14 protein-coding genes are annotated in these 17,315 nt (G+C 64.9%); 5 read left to right on the forward strand and 9 right to left on the reverse strand.

The features are described 5' to 3' along the window. On the forward strand, window positions 1-2,728 hold a 2,728-nt coding region (locus FA94_RS00005; RefSeq protein WP_035545648.1), incomplete at its 5' end, for an Hsp70 family protein. On the opposite strand, the gene FA94_RS37125 is transcribed toward FA94_RS00005, so the two are convergent. Beyond that, window positions 2,709-3,644: a fimbrial protein gene (locus tag FA94_RS37125; protein WP_051980225.1), complete on the reverse strand. Its 936-nt coding sequence runs from the start codon at window positions 3,642-3,644 to the stop codon at window positions 2,709-2,711. The two genes, FA94_RS00005 and FA94_RS37125, sit on opposite strands and share 20 nt — an antisense overlap. 282 nt (window positions 3,645-3,926) lie before the next feature. Further along, window positions 3,927-4,709, reverse strand: a complete 783-nt coding sequence (locus FA94_RS00015) for a glucose 1-dehydrogenase (RefSeq protein ID WP_035545650.1) — start codon at window positions 4,707-4,709, stop codon at window positions 3,927-3,929. Between the two features lie 151 nt (window positions 4,710-4,860). Between FA94_RS00015 and FA94_RS00020 the strand changes: the two genes are divergently transcribed. Next, entirely contained in the window at window positions 4,861-5,787 is a 927-nt protein-coding gene (locus FA94_RS00020) for a LysR family transcriptional regulator (protein WP_035548888.1), read from the forward strand. Window positions 5,788-5,868: 81 nt separating this feature from the next. On the opposite strand, the gene FA94_RS00025 is transcribed toward FA94_RS00020, so the two are convergent. Next, window positions 5,869-6,900 carry a GGDEF domain-containing protein gene (locus tag FA94_RS00025; protein ID WP_231584811.1) on the reverse strand — a complete coding sequence of 344 codons (1,032 nt, stop codon included), beginning with the start codon at window positions 6,898-6,900 and terminating at the stop codon, window positions 5,869-5,871. 265 nt (window positions 6,901-7,165) lie between these two features. On the opposite strand from FA94_RS00025, the gene FA94_RS00030 reads away from it, so the two are divergent. Both FA94_RS00030 and FA94_RS00035 read left to right on the forward strand, forming a co-directional pair. Beyond that, window positions 7,166-8,362 carry an amidohydrolase family protein gene (locus FA94_RS00030; RefSeq protein WP_035545651.1) on the forward strand — a complete coding sequence of 399 codons (1,197 nt, stop codon included), beginning with the start codon at window positions 7,166-7,168 and terminating at the stop codon, window positions 8,360-8,362. 23 nt (window positions 8,363-8,385) lie between these two features. Further along, window positions 8,386-9,339 carry a LysR family transcriptional regulator gene (locus FA94_RS00035; RefSeq protein WP_035545653.1) on the forward strand — a complete coding sequence of 318 codons (954 nt, stop codon included), beginning with the start codon at window positions 8,386-8,388 and terminating at the stop codon, window positions 9,337-9,339. A gap of 47 nt (window positions 9,340-9,386) precedes the next feature. On the opposite strand, the gene phnX is transcribed toward FA94_RS00035, so the two are convergent. Both phnX and FA94_RS00045 read right to left on the reverse strand, forming a co-directional pair. After that, the gene (gene phnX, locus FA94_RS00040) at window positions 9,387-10,190 is read right to left on the reverse strand and encodes a phosphonoacetaldehyde hydrolase (protein ID WP_035545655.1); all 804 of its coding nucleotides are present in this window, start codon (window positions 10,188-10,190) and stop codon (window positions 9,387-9,389) included. Between the two features lie 95 nt (window positions 10,191-10,285). Further along, window positions 10,286-11,512, reverse strand: a complete 1,227-nt coding sequence (locus tag FA94_RS00045; protein ID WP_051980227.1) for a 2-aminoethylphosphonate--pyruvate transaminase — start codon at window positions 11,510-11,512, stop codon at window positions 10,286-10,288. A 119-nt stretch (window positions 11,513-11,631) separates the two neighbouring features. On the opposite strand from FA94_RS00045, the gene FA94_RS00050 reads away from it, so the two are divergent. Further along, window positions 11,632-12,513: a LysR substrate-binding domain-containing protein gene (locus FA94_RS00050; protein WP_035545657.1), complete on the forward strand. Its 882-nt coding sequence runs from the start codon at window positions 11,632-11,634 to the stop codon at window positions 12,511-12,513. Window positions 12,514-12,591: 78 nt separating this feature from the next. On the opposite strand, the gene FA94_RS00055 is transcribed toward FA94_RS00050, so the two are convergent. From FA94_RS00055 to FA94_RS00070, 4 genes are all read right to left on the reverse strand, one after another. Further along, window positions 12,592-13,344: a glucose 1-dehydrogenase gene (locus FA94_RS00055; RefSeq protein WP_035545660.1), complete on the reverse strand. Its 753-nt coding sequence runs from the start codon at window positions 13,342-13,344 to the stop codon at window positions 12,592-12,594. Between the two features lie 243 nt (window positions 13,345-13,587). Then, window positions 13,588-14,610: a histone deacetylase family protein gene (locus tag FA94_RS00060; protein ID WP_035545663.1), complete on the reverse strand. Its 1,023-nt coding sequence runs from the start codon at window positions 14,608-14,610 to the stop codon at window positions 13,588-13,590. A 43-nt stretch (window positions 14,611-14,653) separates the two neighbouring features. Beyond that, window positions 14,654-15,901 (reverse strand): Zn-dependent hydrolase, encoded by a 1,248-nt coding sequence (locus tag FA94_RS00065; RefSeq protein ID WP_035545665.1) that lies wholly within the window; start codon window positions 15,899-15,901, stop codon window positions 14,654-14,656. Between the two features lie 19 nt (window positions 15,902-15,920). Then, the gene (locus tag FA94_RS00070; RefSeq protein WP_035545668.1) at window positions 15,921-17,231 is read right to left on the reverse strand and encodes an MFS transporter; all 1,311 of its coding nucleotides are present in this window, start codon (window positions 17,229-17,231) and stop codon (window positions 15,921-15,923) included. Window positions 17,232-17,315: the final 84 nt, after the last annotated feature.

A 17,315-nucleotide genomic window follows, 5' to 3' on the forward strand; every position in this document is an offset into this window, starting at 1 on the left:
GCCTTCGGTGCGGTATCACGCGGCCGAAGGTGAACTGGCCGCGGGCGATGTGCAGTTGCCGTGGTCGTCGGTGGAACGCGCTGCCGACGCTTCCGAGCCGCCGGTCGTGATCGGCCGTCTCGCGCGCGTGCTCGGCGCTCAGGTGCCGGGACGGCTGGTGGCCAGCGCGAAGAGCTGGCTGTCGCATGCATCAGTTGATCGCGTCGCGCCGATCCTGCCGTGGGGCGCCGCCGACGACGTCCGCAAAGTCTCGCCGGTCGAAGCCAGCGCGAGCTATCTCGCGCATGTGCGCTCGGCGTGGAACCAGCGTTATCCGGATGCGCCGCTCGAACAGCAGGACGTGGTGCTCACGGTCCCCGCTTCGTTCGACGAAGGCGCACGCGCGCTGACCGTGGCCGCGGCGCGCATGGCCGGGCTACCCAAACTGAAACTACTGGAAGAGCCGCAAGCGGCCTTCTACGACTGGCTGTTTCATCATCGCGAACGGCTGGCGGACGAACTCGCGGCGTCCCGTCTCGTGCTGATCTGCGACGTGGGCGGCGGCACGACCGACCTCACGCTGATCGCCGTCGACGTGCGCGACGGCGAACCGCAGTTGACCCGCATCGGCGTGGGCAATCATCTGATGCTCGGCGGCGACAACATGGATCTCGCGCTCGCGCATCTGATGGAAGCGCGGCTGCCGGGCGGTGGCGAACGCGCGCGGCTGTCGGCGGCGAGTTTGTCGCAACTGGTCGAGCGTTGCCGCGCGGCGAAGGAACAGTTGCTCGGGCCGCAGGCGCCCGACTCGGCGTCGATCACGCTGCTCGGCGCGGGCTCGAAGCTGATCGGCGGCGCGCGTAGTGCGCAGGTCACGCGGGACGAAGTGGAGCGGATCATCGTCGATGGCTTCTTTCCGACGGTGGCCTCGCATGAGCGGCCGGGTAGACCGCGTGGCGCGATCGTCGAGTTCGGCTTGCCGTATGCAACCGATGCGGCGGTGACGCGGCATATCGCGGCGTTTTTAAGCCGGTTTGCGGCGCAGTCGCGTCAGGCGTTGGGCGCGGGCGATGCTGCGGAAACTCCGGCAACAGACACGCTCGCCCCATTGCCGATTCCCGACACGCTGCTGCTCAACGGCGGCGTATTCCGCGCCGAAGCCCTCACGCGACGTCTCGCCGACACCCTCGGCGCGTGGCGCGGCGAAGCGCTCAACGTGCTGCACAACGACAACCCCGACGTCGCCGTCGCGCGCGGCGCGGTCGCCTATTCACTGGCGCGTGCGGGCGCCGCGCCGAAAATCGGCGGCGGCTCGCCGCGCAGCTACTTCCTCGTTCTTGAGGAAAGCGGCGAACGCACCGATGCGAACACCGAAACCAACACCGCCGAACCCACGCGACGCGGCATCTGCCTGCTGCCGCGCGGCACCGAGGAAGGCCAGGAAATCCTGATCGCGGACCGCACGTTCGCGTTGCGTCTCGGTCACCCGGTGCGCTTCCACCTGGTGTCGTCGAGTGCGGACACGGTCTATCGCGCTGGCGAGCTGATCGATCTCGCCGATGGCGATTTCGTGCGCCTGCCGCCGATCGCCACCGTCGTTCAACCGCGCGGCGCGAGCACCGCGCGCGAAACCGTCGTGCGGATCGCCACCTCGCTCACCGAAGTCGGCACGCTCGACGTGCACTGCATCGAACTCGACGATCCCGCGCAACGCTGGCTGCTCGAATTCCAGTTGCGCGGCGACACCGCGCAGGTGAATCTCGCCGCCGATCCGGCACAAGCGCGGCATCCGCGGCTTGACGACGCGATCGAACAGATCGACCGCAGCTTCGGCACGCGCGCGCAGAAAATCGACCCGAAAGAAGTCAAGCGGTTGCGCGCGCAACTTGAGCAACTGCTCGGACCGCGCGACGGCTGGAACAGCGCGCTGCTGCGCGAACTGTTCGGCGCGCTGTGGGAACGCGCGCGGCGTCGGCGGCGTTCGGCGGATCACGAGCGGTTGTGGCTGAATCTGGCCGGCTATTGCGTACGCCCCGGCTTCGGCTATCCTCTCGACGCATGGCGCGTCGAACAACTCTGGACTTTGTTCGACGACGGCATTCAATACATCAACGAAAGCCAGGTCTGGTCCGAATGGTGGACGCTGTGGCGGCGCGCGGCCGGCGGTCTCGACGAAAGCGCGCAACTGCGCGTGCTCGACGCGATGGCGTATCTGCAAAACGCCGCGCAATCGCGTCACAAGCTGCCGTTCGACGTCGCGAAAACCGGCATCGCCGATATGGTGCGGCTGAGTGCATCGCTTGAACGGATTCCTGTCGAGCGCAAGATCGAACTCGGCGAATCCGTGCTCGCGCGGCTGCAAAAGGCCACCGAAAATCATCAAAGCTGGTGGGCGGTCGGACGGATCGGCGCGCGGCGACCGTTCTACGGCAGCGCACATAGCGTGGTGCCGCCCGAGATCGCCGCGCAGTGGCTGAACGCGATACTCGCGCTCGACTGGAAGAAGGTCGACCCAGCCGCCTTTGCCGCGACGCAGATCGCCCGCATGACCGGCGACCGCTCGCGCGACCTCGCCGACGATTTACGTCATGTAGTCGTGCGAAGGCTCGAAGCGGCCAACGCGCCGCGCGCGTGGATCACGATGGTGAGCGAGAGCGTCGAACTCGATAACGCCGACGAAGGCCGCGTGTTCGGCGAGTCGCTGCCGGTGGGATTGAAGCTGATCGGGGCTATTGATAGCTCATCGTGAACGTCGCGAGCCCTTTCACCGTGCCGCCACTCACCGGCCCCGTGCGCACATAGCGCGCGCTCAACGGAATGCGGTTCGCCCCGGCGCTCATTTTTCCAACGAACGAAACATTCACGTCGCCGCTGTCCGGATCGTGCGGACCGAACGACAACGCTCTCGACTCCGACATGATCTGCATCCCCACGCCTTTCGCGGTCGACCCCGCGGCGGCGCTCAGGATCGTCGACCGGTTGCCCGGGTTAGACGCGTCGTCGAGCGACAGATAGGCTCTCGCCGGCGCAGCGCAATTGAGCCCGATTGAAAACGGTGCAGCGCCGGCACTCGCCAGGTTCGACGGCGACACGCGCGGCGGCAACGCAACCTGAATCGCCCGGGTCGTGACGCTGCATGTGCCGGCCGTGAACATACTGCCGGGTGTCACGTGCTGCGTCCTGCTGACCGTATCGAAGCAGCGGCCGGCAAAGGTGACGGTGAGGCTCGGAATCGTCGTCAACGTGCCGCCGCCGAGCGGCCCCGTCACCACGAGTTCGGCCATGATGTGGTACTCGGCGGCATGGCTGACAGGTGGGAAAAAAACCGTGGAATACGGCGCGTTCCTGAACTGACCTTTCGATTGACGCTTGATCGAATAGCGCACGCCCAGGCCGGGCACATTGGTCGTGAAGAGTGAGGCAGAACCGGATGCCAACGTCCCGTTCACCGCGACCGTCTCGAAGATCCGGCAGAGAACCCGCGGCGTGCCCAGACCGACCTCATGGGAAGCCGATTGCAACACCTGTCCCACCGATGGGTTGTTCGGAACCCGGATCGTCGGCGCAAACGCGAGGTTGGACAGCGACGTTCCGTTGCCCGGAAATCGGATCGAGCCAGTGAACGCCGCCGCGCCAGTTGCTTGCAGGAGCGCGGCGGCAAGCACGCCTGCACGCGCCGTGGCGAATCGTGTTCTGCACGAGGCCGTATTCGCGCACCTTCCACCGAACCCTCCGGTGCCCCAATTAACCTGATCGAACATCTTGACGCTCCGCGTGACCGCATGGATAGCAGGCGCCCATGCTAGCCACCGCGGCGGCGAAAGACCATGAGACCGATGTTCGCATCCGTTGCCCATAAAAAACCCGTCGTATCGTTGCCGATAGACGGGTTTCTTTTTGCAGCGCCGGGCATTGCGCGGCTAGCGCCGCTGCGTCGCCGCTCGCCTTTACACCTGCGCCATGCCGCCATCCACAAACAATTCGATGCCCGTGATGTAGCTCGCGTCATCGGACGCCAGGAACGATACCGCCTTGGCGATCTCATCGGCTTCGCCGACGCGGCCCAGCGGCGTCGTGTCGCTGACATGCTGGCGATAAGCTTCGATCTGCTCGTCGCTCATCTTCAGTTCGGTTTTATAGGCGGGCGTCACCACCACACCCGGCGCGACCACGTTGACGCGAATGTCGCGCCCCTTCAGATCCGACGCCCACGTCCGCGCAAACGAACGCAACGCCGCCTTGGTCGCGGCATACACGCCAAAAGCCGGCACGCCCTGAATCGACGTGATCGACCCCGTCAGCACGATCGCACTGCCCGGCTTCATCAGCGGCAACGCTTTCTGCACCGTGAACAACGTGCCCTTGACGTTGATATCGAAGTACTTGTCGAACTGCTCCTCGGTAATCGCGCCAAGCGGTGAAAACTCGCCGCCGCCCGCGTTCGCGAACAGGATATCGAGCCGCTGATGCGCGGCCTGTACCGTGCTGAACATGCGGTCGAGGTCGACGGCCGACGCAATATCCGCGCGAATCGCCACGGCGCCGTGACCGATCTGCTCGACCGCGGCGTCGAGTTCGGCCTGGCGGCGGCCGGTGATAAAGACCTTCGCGCCTTCCTGCGCGAAACGCACCGCGGCCGCAAGGCCGATACCGCTGCTGCCGCCGGTCACGAGCGCGATCTTGCCGGCATGTTTGCTGGCGTTGACGTTTTCAAGTGTGGACTGGTTCATGGAAAGCTCCTGGGTGACATCCGTTGAGTTCGTTAAGTTCGCTGAGGTCGCTTGACCCTTGACGTCAGCTTATTTGATGCGTCCATGGAGATAAATAGCTATGCTGTGGTTTCTTTATCCACCGTTGTGGATAATCAATCGGAACTGGACCATGGATCATTTGCAGGCAATCCGCATCTTCGCGCGCGTGGTGGAAACCGGCGGCTTCAGCCGCGCGGCGCAGTCGCTGCAAATGCCCAACGCCACGGTCAGCAAGTGGGTCAAATCGCTCGAAGATCACCTCGGCGTCAAACTCCTGGAACGCAGCACGCGCAGCGTCAACGTCACGACCGAGGGCGCCGCGTATTACGAGCGCACCCGGCATCTGCTCAGCGAACTCGACGATATCGAGGCGACGCTCGGCCGTGACCGCGCGAGTCCACGCGGCGCGTTGCGGGTGGATAGCGGCGGCTCGACCGCGAGCGGCATTCTGATTCCGGCGCTGCCCGAGTTTTGCGCGCGTTATCCGGACATTCAGATGCAGTTGAGCGTGACGGACCGCACGGCGGATCTGATCGCCGAGAACATCGACTGCGCGATCCGCAGCACGGCGAATGACCCGGCGCTGGTCACGCAGGCCATCGGCACGCTGCGCTGGACTACCTGCGCGAGTCCGGCGTATCTGGCCGAACATGGCACACCGTTGCATCCGCAACAGATCGTCGACGACCGTCATGCGGTGGTCAGCTATTTCTCCGCGAGCACGGGGCTCACCCAGCCGCTGCAATTCACAGGCGATGCCGATGCCGATGGCAACGGCGAGCCCATCGTGCTCGAAGGCGTGCGCAGTCCGGTGATGGTGAGCGAAAGCAATGCGCACCTGGCCACCGCGCTAGCGGGCCTGGGCATTGTTCATACGTTGGATTTCATGGTGCGGCCCGCTATCGCGCGAGGCGAGCTGGTGCCGATTCTGGCGGACTACCGGCGTCCGCCGCTGGAGGTGTATCTCGCGTATCCGCCGAGCCGCCGTTACAGCACGAAGCTGCGGGTGTTCGCCGACTGGGTCAAACAGGTTTACGCGAACGTCCGGGAGCGTTGAGCGCGGCGGCGGAGAAGCGCTGCGTTAAGTGCGGATCGGGTTACCCGCGCCGCACGCGTCGCGTTACGTTCGCGTTACGTCTTACGCCATCGTCACCAGATTACGCCCCGCATGCTTCGACCGATACAGCGCCCGGTCGGCGCTCGCAAATCCATCCCGATGTGCAGTTCGCGAGCCTTCGTTGATCCGCGTCATCGCACCGCCCACGCTCACCGTCACCACGCCCAACGGCGACGCGCGATGTTCGATCGCCAGATCGACCACGCCCTGCCGCAACGTTTCCAGCGTGCCCTGTAGCGCCGCCGGTTCCGCGTGCAGCACCAGCAGACCGAATTCCTCGCCGCCCATGCGCCCGGCGATGATGCCTTCGCCATCGGCCGCGGCCTGCATCACCGACGCCACCTTGCGCAGGCAGTGATCGCCCGCCTGGTGACCATACGTGTCGTTGTATTGCTTGAACCAGTCCACGTCGACCACCACCGAACCCATCACGTCGCCGTCGCGCGCTTCTTTCCAGCGGCGCGCAATGCTCTCCAGCAGGAAGCGGCGGTTATACAACTGCGTCAGCGGATCGATCGCGGTGGCCGTGCGCATCTTCAGATCGTTTTCGATCATCGCGCGCAGGTGGTAGAACACGCCGCGCTGACCTTCGTTGAGGCGGCCGGGCGACGGGTCCATCGCGCACAACGCGCCGACGATCTCGCCGTTCGGCGCGCGCAACGCGATCGCCGCGTAAAAGCGCACGAACGGATGACGCTGCACCAGCATGCACTCGCCGAAGCGGGCGTCGTCGTGCGCATCTTCGATCACGAACAGGTCCGCGTCGCGCACCGCGTAGTCCGCGAGCGAGCGCGCGCGCGTGACGAGCGGCATCGCCATGCCGACTTCGGCGCGGTAATGCTGGTGTTCCTCGTCGAGCAGCGTGATCGCGGTAATCGCCGCGCCGGTTACGCTCTTCAGGATTTCCGCGGCGTGCGTGAAGCACTCGCGCATCACCTGATCGTCATGCAACAGCCACTCGATCACCGACGATTCCACCTCGGGTTCGCCCGCGATGGACGGGTCGACCGCCATCCGGCTGGACAAACGGTCGTTACTGTAAGCGAGTTGCACGGCTGGGTTCCCGAATTTGATTTGCATGTGTGTCAACGGCATCGACACGCGAAACTTGAGCGCCTGTAACGGTTTGCAACGGGTTTTCGCGGGTCGGCGGCGAAACCGCCAGGCGGATGGGCCCGCTGCGTCAGGAAGTACAATTCACCCGCCGGACGTGCGCCGCCCGCGCCTGCTCAACAAACAGGCAGCGCACTCTTTCAGCAGACCATTGCTTATCGCCGACGCGCGCCCGGATCACGCGCATCGCAGCCGACCCGCTCTCATGACCACCACCACCCACGCTTTGCTCATCACCAACGTCCGTCTGCCGGACGGCGCCCGCGTCGACGTATCGATCGCCGACGGCCGCATCGCGGCGCTCGGCCCGAACCTGCCGCGCGAGCCCGGCGTGACGCGGGAGGACGGCGCGGGCGCGTTGCTGCTGCCCGGTTTCGTCGAAGGTCATACGCATCTGGACAAGACGCATTGGGGCTTGCCGTGGTATCGCAACGAGGTCGGCCCGAAGCTGACCGACCGGATCGAGAACGAACGGCGGTTTCGCGCGCAAGGCGATCACGATGCGGGCGTGCAGTCGCTCGCGCTCGCCCGTGCGTTCGTGCAGGCAGGCACGACGCGTTTGCGCACGCACGTGGATATCGACACCGACGCGGGGCTGCGTCATCTGGAAGGCGTGCTCGCCACACGCGACGCGTTGCGCGAGGTGCTGGAGATGCAGATCGTCGCGTTTCCGCAGTCGGGCGTGCTCGGGCGTCCCGGCACCGGCGCGTTGCTCGGGCAGGCGCTGGACGCCGGTGCGGACGTGCTGGGCGCGCTCGATCCCGCGTTGATCGACGGCGATCCGGTGGCGTCGCTCGACCTGACGTTCGAACTCGCGCAACGCCACCAGAAGCCGATCGACATTCACCTGCACGAGCCCGGCGAAGTGGGCGCTTTCACGCTCGGGTTGCTGCTCGATCGCGTCGCGGCGCTCGGCATGCAAGGCCGCGTGGTGGTCAGCCATGCGTTCTGTCTCGGCGCGCTGCCCGAACGTGAACGCGACGCATTGCTCGCGCGCCTCGCCGATCTGCGCGTCGCGCTGTTGACCACGGCCCCCGCTTCGACGCCGGTGCCGCCGCTGAAAGCCTGCCTTGAAAAAGGCGTCACGCTGTTCGGCGGCAACGACGGCATACGCGATACGTGGACGCCTTATGGCTCGCCGGACATGCTCGAGCGCGCGATGCTGATCGCGATGCGCTACGGCCTGCGTCGTGACGACGAGTTGGCCATCGCGTTCGATTGCGTCAGCACGACGGCCGCGCGCGCTTGCGGCTTCGCCGACTACGGCCTGTCTGCCGGCGCCCGCGCAGATCTGGTGCTGGTCGACGCGGACACGCTCGCGCAGGCGATCGTCGCGCGGCCCGCTCGCAAACTGGTGGTGGCGAACGGGCGGATCGTCGCCCGCCACCCCACACACGCTTAAACGACACCGCTTTTCGCACTGACATGATCAATCTCTTTCAGGCCATGCAGGCCTTCGTCAAGGTCGCCGAAGCGGGCAGCTTCGCGCAGGCCGCCGAGCAACTCAACGTCTCGACCTCCGTGGTGACGCGCCACGTGTCGAGCCTCGAAAAACATCTCGGTATCCGGCTGTTCCAGCGCACCACGCGCAAGGTCGTGCTGACCGAAGCCGGTGCGGATTACGCTGACGGTTGCCGCGTGGTGATGTCGGAACTGGAAGAGGTCGAATCGCGCGCGACCACCACGTCGAAGGAAGTCGCGGGCGATCTGCGTATCGTGGCGCTCGGCAGCTTCTCGCTGTTCCGGCTCACGCCGCTGTTCGCGGAATATCAGGCAAAGTTTCCGCAGGTGAATCTGCGCGTCACGCTCACCGAGAAACGGGTCGACCTGCTTGAAGGAGGATTCGACGTGGGGATCGTCACCGAACATATGATCCGTTCGGAGTCGCTGGTGGTGCGGCGACTGATCAACTCGCACGCGGTGCCGGTGGCGGCGGCCGCGTATCTGGCGCAGGCCGGCCAGCCGAAAACGCCGGCCGATCTGGCGCGGCATCGCGTGATTGCCGCCGCGCTCGACACCAGTCCGCAGACGTGGGTGTTCAGCCATAGCGGTGACAACGGCAGGCACGGTAACAACGGCACTGCGAACGGCACCGCGAACGGCACGGCGGGCAACGAAGAAAGCATCGCGCTCGACGCCTCGTTCACGGTCAACAGCATGATCATGCAGAAGCAGGCCACGCTAGGCGCGATGGGCATCGCGCTGTTGCCGCTCGAAATGGTCGCCGACGAATTGCGCAGCGGCACGCTCGTGCGCGTTCTCGACGACTATGCGGTCACCAACGGCGACGTGGCCGTGTCGCTCGTGTACCCCAGCCGCGAGTTCGTGCCGCGCAAGATTCGCGAGTTTATCGATCTGGCGGTGGGGTTTTTCAACTGAGCGCCTGACTCACAAAGCCAGACGCTCAAGGACCGCTCAAGGACCGCTTACGGCCGCTCGCCACGCTCCAGGCGCGCTTCGATGTCATACACCACCGGCATCAGATCCGCGACGCTGTCGATCACATAATGCGCGCCGGCCGCCTGCAATTTCTGAATCGCCGCCTTGCGCCGCCGGGCGAACTCGGCCGGCGCCAGGGCCTTGACGTCGTCTTCGGCCATACCGAACGCGTTGCCGCTCACCGCGACGCCGACCGCCCACGTGCCGCCGTTGATGCCTTCTTCAATGCCGACCTCGGTGTCGTCCACCTTGATCGCCTCTTTGGCGCGCCACACGCCGAGCGCCGGCAAGGTCTTGTAGATCATGTACGGTGACGGCCGGCCTTCCGGCGTATCGCCGGTGCAGACGATGCTGTCCGGCGAAAAGCCCTGCTCGGCCGCGCCCGGCACGATCTCGGCCATGATCTCGCGGGTGTAGCCGGTGGTCGTGCCGATGCGGATATCGTCGCCGCGCAGCGCGCTCGCCACGGCCGCGACACCCGGAATCACCGAACTGTAGCTCGCCGCCACCGCGATGTTCTTCGGCACGAAGACGTCGTAGACCGCGTCGATATCCGCTTCGCCCGGCGCGTGGCCATACTTGTCCGCCCACGCCTGCGCGACGCGCGGCAATGCCATCAACGCCGCGATATGCGGGCGCTTGGCCATGCCCATCGGACCGCGCGCTTCGTCGACCGAGATCGACACGCCGAACTGTTCGAAGGTCTCGACGAAGGCGCCCATCGGCGCGAGAGAACCATAGTCGACCACCGTGCCGGCCCAGTCGAAAATCACTGCTTTGACGTGTTTCATTTCACTTCGATCCTTTGATATTGCCCAGCCGCGCGCAGCGTGCCGCGCGGTTGATGACCCGCTATCCTTGCGTGTTCCGCCGACGTCCGGCGCATTCAGTCCGCGTCCGCCAACGCCTTGCGTTCTTCGAGCGCGGCGGCCGGCGGCTCGGCGCCAGGCACGCCCATCTCTCGCAGCGAACTGGCGCAAGCCCGCACCACGGCGCGCATGACGTGCTCATCCACCTGACCGATACAGCCGATGCGAAAGCTGTCCGCCACCGTCAATTTGCCCGGATAGATGATGAAACCCTGGTGCTTCATCGATTCGTAAAAGCGCTCGAAGCGGAACGACGGATGCGCCGGCGCAAAAAACGTCACGATGATCGGCGAGCGCCAGCGCGCGTTCAGCAGCGGCTCGAAACCGAGCTTGCCCATGCCGGCGACCAGCACGTCGCGATTGTTCGCGTAACGCGCGAGACGTCCGGCCTGGCCGCCTTCGAGCTTGTGCAAGCGCAGCGCCTCGATAAACGCAGCCACGGTGTGCGTGGGCGGCGTAAAACGCCACTGCCCGGTGCGGTTCATCACGTCCCACTGATCGTAGACGTCGAGCGCGAGCGAATGGCTGCGGCCCTTCGCTTCCTGCAACGCGCTTTTACGAGCGATCACGAAACCGAACCCCGGCACGCCTTCGATACATTTATTCGCCGACGAAACGAACGCCTCGCACGGAATCTGCCGCACGTCGAGCGGCACCGCGCCGAACGCGCTCATCGAATCGATCAGCAGTTTGCGGCCCTGCTTCGCGGTGGCGGCGGCGATCTCTTCGATCGGATTGAGAATCCCCGAGCTGGTCTCGCAATGCACCGCGACCACATGCGTGATGCTCGGATCGGCGGCCAGCAGACGTTCGACCTCGGCGCCGCGCGGCGGCAGGTAGTCGCCCTTGTCGAGCACGGTGGCGCTGCGGCCGAGATAGCCGAGCGTGGTGGCGATGCGCTTGCCGTACGCGCCGTTGGCGAGCACCAGCGCATGGCCGTCGCGCGGAATCAGGCTGCCGAGCATGGCCTCGACGCAGTAACTGCCGCTGCCCTGCAACGGCACGCAATCGTAGTCGCCGGCCGTATCGCCCGCGATCTCCAGCAGGCTGGCGCGCAGTTGCGCGGTCATGGCGCGGAAATCGCCATCCCACGAGCCCCAGTCGCGCAGCATCGCCTCTTTGGTCGAGAGCGCCGTGGTGAGCGGGCCCGGCGTCAACAGATACGGCTCGCCTTTGGCCGGCGCCGCACACATGAAGGTCTCTGCCGGGGACGCTGCGATGGGACGGTCGATCACGCTGTGCATGGCCGGAATCTCCGATAACGCTGTTTCGATGACTGACACAGTAGCGAAACTTAGTCCATCGGTAAAATCGATATAATCGATGCAGGTATCGCAAAAACTTATCACTCAGCGAGGCACAGGTGCAATACGCGCAATTGCGGGCGTTTCATGCGGTCGCGGAACACGGCGGCTTTTCCAAAGCGGCGCAGGCGCTGTCGCTCACGCAACCGGCGGTGTCGGACCACGTGCGACGGCTGGAGCAGGATTACGGCGTCAAACTGTTCGAGCGCGGGCCGCGCGGTGTCGAAACCACGGAGCTCGGTCTGCGTCTGTTCGCGGTCACGCGGCATATGCTGAGTGGCGAGCGCGACGCGCGGCAACTGCTTGAATCGGCGGGCGGGCTGGAGTCCGGTTCGCTCTCGATCGTGGCCGACGCACCCGATCTGGCGGTCGCGCTGATCGGCGCGTTTCGCAAGCTGCATCCGGGAATCGTCGTGACGCTGTCGATCGCCAACGCGGCGGACTGCATGCAGCGCGTGCTGTCGAGCGCGGTGGACGCCGCCATTACCGCCGCGCCGCAAGTGCACAGCCGGCTGGAGGCGCGGGTGTTGCGGCGCGATCCGCTGGTGGCGATGGTGCCGGCGAATTATCCAGCGGCGAAGAAACGCAAGCTGAGCTACGCGGAACTGGTCCGGCAGCCGATGATTTTTCGCGAGCCGCAATCCGTCACGCAGCAGTTGCTCGAAACCGAGCTAGTGCGCGAGTCCTTGCAGGTCGAACCGGTGATGTATGTGGACGGCCGCGAAGCGCTTGAAGAAGCGGTCGCGCAAGGGCTGGGCGTAGGGGTGATCGCGCGCGCGGAATTCAAGGAGTCGCGGCGGATCCGCATGGTCCCGCTGCAGGATTGCCAGGTGCGGATGATCGAATCGCTGACGCGACTCGCCGAGCGGCCTGGATCGAACCTGCTCGATGCGTTGTTCGCGGTGGAGTTGCCGGAACCGGCGCCGCATGTGGCGGGATAGCGCGATAGCGCTATCGCGGCATAAAACAGCGGCGGCGCCAAGACGTTTAAAAACCTCACGTCTCAGCGCCGCAACCACTTAACGCGAGCCGCCGCTCGCAATCAGGCTTTCGCCCGTCACCCAGCGTGCGTCGTCCGACACGAGGAACGTCACCACGTCGGCGATATCGTCCGGCTGGCCGATGCGGCCAAGCGGCGTCGTGCTGAGCGCCCACGCTTCGAAATCGGAGTCAGCGCCGGTAATGCCCGCGCTATGCGTGCCTTCGGTCGCGACCATGCCCGGATTCACCGAGTTCACGCGGATCTTGCGCGGACCGAGTTCGCGCGCGAGCGCGCCGGTAATGCCGTCCACCGCGCCCTTGGTCGCGGTATAAACCGCGCTGCCTGCCGGCGTGATACGGCTCACCACCGAACTGACGTTGACGATGCTGCCGCCTTCGCCGATATGTTTGACGGCCGCCTGCGTGACCAGCAGCACACCCAGCACGTTGACGTTGAAGTGCTTATGGAAATGCTCTTCGGTGATTGCTTCGATCGGTGCGAACGCGTACACGCCCGAGTTGTTGACCAGAATGTCCAGACGGCCATACGTTTCGACCGCCGCGTCGACGATACCTTGCGCGTCGGCCGCTTTGGACACGTCGCCGCCCACCGCCACCGCCTTGCCGCCCGCCGCAGTAATCGCGGCGACGACGTCGTCGGCACCCGCCTTGCTCGACGCATAGTTGACCACCACCGACGCACCTTGCGCAGCCAGCGCCTTCGCGATGGCCGCGCCGATACCTTTCGATGCGCCGGTTACCACTGCCACCTTACCTGTGAGCTTGCTCATGATCGTTTCCTTTAATGGGGTTTCGCGCCGGCCAGTTGCCGCGAAGAGTCGCGGTACTGACCCCGATGAAGCCGATGAAGCCGGACATGCAATGGCGCTGTCACTGGAAACAATGTAGGCGGATATGCGTTGCGGATAAAGCGGTTGCAAACGAACAGATACGTCGCTTGAGCAGAACAATCGGAAACGGATGGCGCAAGCGTTACGCGTTGCGCCCGGAAAAATGTTATCGATCCGATTACATTAACGCCTCGAAGCAAAGCCGCCGAAGAACGAACGCGCATTCGCATCCAGCGTTTCGATGTGATACCCGCCTTCCTGCACGATCAGCGTGGGTAGTTTCAATCCGCCGAGCTTGCTGCCTAATTCGCCGAAACCTTCGGTCGTCACGGCCACCATCGCTTGCGGGTCGTCCTTGTAGATGTCGAAGCCGAGCGCGACCACCAGCACATCTGGTTGAAAACGCGCGAGCGCGCCCAGCGCGGTATCGAGTTGCTCGAAGAACACCGCTTCCGGCGAACCGTGCGGCATCGGCAGATTGATGTTGTAGCCCTCGCCTTGCGCCGTACCGCGTTCGTCTTCGAAACCTGCGACCACCGGATAAAAATTGGTCGGGTCGCCGTGAATCGACGCATATAGCACGTCGTCGCGGTCGTAGAAAATCTCCTGAATTCCCTGCCCGTGATGCATGTCGGTATCGAGAATCGCCACGCGTCCATACCGCTGGCGCAGCGCCTGCGCGGCGACGGCCGCGTTGTTCAGATAGCAGAAACCGCCGGCCGCTTCGGCGCGCGCATGATGCCCCGGCGGACGGCACAGCGCATACGCTTCGCCCGCGCCGTCGAGCAACGCCTGCGCACCCGCCAGCGCACTTTGTGCGGACCAGTAGGCCGATTCGTAGGTGTGCTCGCCGACCGGGCAACTGCCGTCGGCCAGATAGCGCGCGGCTTGCGCGAGCACGCCGCGCAGCGGATTGTTCTCGCGGATATACACGTTCGACATCACTTCGTCGCCCCACTCCGCGGGCATCTTCTTCCACTCGCGGTGCGCTTCTTCGAGAAAGCGCAGATAGTTCGTGCCATGCACGGCGGCAAGCGGTGCGCTGCCGAAATCGGCCGGCTCGCGCACGTCGAAGCCGAGTTTTTTTGCTGCCTCGACGAGCCGCAACGCGCGCTCGGGGACTTCCTGCGGCGTGCGCATCTGGCCGCGCGACAGATAGCTGCGCGGATGATGCTTCAACTGCGCCGGATGAAAAAACGTCTGCATCGTGAGATTCCTTGGTTCAGGCTGGTTCAGGCATTCAGATGTGTCACGCGAGCACCGGCGCAACCACTTTCGCGCGCGCCAGCACCGCATTGAGCAACACGTTCGCGCCGGCGGTCACATCGGCGGGCAACGCGTCTTCGGCTTCGTTGTGCGAGAGGCCATCCACGCACGGAATGAAGACCATTGCGGTCGGCACATGGCGCGCCAGATGAATCGCATCATGCCCCGCACCGCTGACGATACGCTCATAGGTGTAGCCGAGTTGCCGCGTGGCGTCCTCGACCAGCGCCACGCAGGCCGGATCGAACGGCGTGGCGGGACTCGTCCAGTAGGTCGAGATCGACGCCTGCACACCGCGCTGCGCGGCGACGCGTTCGAAGGCGGCGCGCACGTCGCGCTCCATCGCGTCGATCTTCGTATCGTCGGGATGACGCAGGTCGACGGTGAACGCCGCCTTGCCCGCAATCGTATTGCGCGACGAATTCGGCACGTCGATCTGGCCGATCGTAACGAGTCCGTGCGGCGCGTAACGCCCGGCGACGGCTTCGAGTTCGAGCGCCATCGCCGAGGCCGCGAAGAACGCGTCCTTGCGGTAAGGCATCGGCGTGGTGCCTGCATGCGCCGCCACGCCGCTCACGTCGATATCGAGCCAGCGGATCGATTGCCCGCCGGTCACGACGCCAATCGGATGACCGTGGCTTTCGAGAATCGGCCCCTGTTCGATATGGGCTTCGAAATAGGCTTCGACGTCATTTGTCGTCAATTTTTCGGCATCACTCGTGCAGCCGCACGCTTCGAGCGCGGCGGCGAGCGTCACGCCTTGCGCGTCCTGCGTGCGCAACGCGTCGGTCAACGGCGTCGCGCCGACGAACACCGCGGAGCCCAGCATCGCGGGCGTGAAACGCGCGCCTTCTTCATTCGTCCACGACACGACCTCGATCGGATGATGCGTGTGGATTCCCTGTTCATTCAGCGAGCGCACGACTTCGAGACCGGCCAGCACGCCATACACGCCGTCGAAACGGCCGCCCTCGGGTTGCGTATCCAGATGGCTGCCGATCAGGATCGGCTTCGCATCCGCATCCGTGCCTTCACGGCGCGCGAACAGGTTGCCGACCGCATCGGACCGCATCGTCATACCGGCCGCTTCGCACCATTCGGCGAACAGCGCGCGGCCGCGCCGATCTTCCTCCGTCAGCGCCAGCCGGCGCACGCCGCCACGCGCGGTCACGCCCACTTGCGCCATTGCCATCAAACTCGCCCACAGGCGTTGTCCATCGACTTTCAACATCACGATTGTCCTCTTCGATTCAACGTGCCGGCAGCGCTTCGGGCGCATCGGCGCGGCGGTGCTTGAGCGCATCGAGCGCGACGATGCACGACAGCGAAATGCCCGCGAGACACGTATAAAACACCGCCAGCGGCCACCATTGCCCCACGAACTTGTGCGCGAGCCAGGTGCCCGCGAGCGGCGTCAAACCCCCGGCAATCGCGCCGCACACCTGGTACGACAATGAAATCGCGGAATAGCGCACGCGCACCGGAAACACACCGCTGACAAAGCCCGCGATCACCGAATAAAAGCTCGCCATGCACACCACCGCCAGCGCGATACCGATGATCATCGAGCCGCGATTGCCGCTCTGCACGAGCGTAAACATCGGATACGGCGACAGCATCGCGGCGAACGCGGCGAGTTTCAGAAAACGCGCACTGCCGAGTTTTTCAGCGAGCAAAGCGGCGAGCGGCTGCGCCAGAAACTGGATGATCGCCACCGCGAACAGGCAGTCGAGAATCAGCGACTTCGACACGCCGACGTTCTGCGTGGTGTACGAAATCATGAACGTGTTGGTGAAATACACGCCGGCAATCCCGATCGTATTCGCGCCGATGCACAACGCGACGAGCGCGCCGGACGAGCGGAACACCTCGGCGATCGGCAACTCGACGGTGCGCTTCGCCGCTTTCTCGCGCGCGAATTCCGGCGACTCGTTCACGCCCATCCGGATGAAAATGCCGACCGCGAGCAGCACCGCGCTCGCCAGAAACGGCAGGCGCCAACCGTAAGCCAGGAAATCGTCATGCGGCATGGCGGTCACGGCGCGAAACGCGATCAGCGACAGAATCAGGCCAGCCGGACTGCCTAGTTGCGCGAACGACGCGAAGAACGTGCGCCGCCCTTGCGGCGCGTGCTCGCCCGCCATCAGCACGGCGCCGCCCCATTCGCCGCCGACCGCGATGCCTTGCACCACCCGCAGCAACACCAGCAGCACGGGCGCCAGCATGCCGACCTTCGTGTAGGCCGGCAGCAGGCCGACGCATACGGTTGCCACGCCCATCATCATCAGCGTGGTCATCAGCGCCTTCTTGCGGCCGATCCGGTCGCCCAGGTGGCCGAAAATCACGCCGCCCAGCGGCCGCGCGAAGAAGCCGACCGCGAAGGTCGCGAACGACGCCATCGTGCTGACGAACGGATCGTGCGACGGGAAATACAACTCGCCGAACACCAGCGCGGCGGCCGTGGCGTAGATATAAAAGTCGTACCACTCGATCATGGTGCCGATGAAAGCGGCGCTGGCCGCTCGCACAGGCTGGCGGGTCGGGGCGGTCGAAGTGTTCATGGCGGCTCCTCAGTTGTTATTCCGGATGGATATCTGTCGAGGGCTTTTATCGCCATCCATAAAACATTAGTCAAATTTCGGTTT

Origin of the sequence: Burkholderia sp. 9120, assembly GCF_000745015.1 — a bacterium.
Lineage (GTDB): Bacteria > Pseudomonadota > Gammaproteobacteria > Burkholderiales > Burkholderiaceae > Paraburkholderia.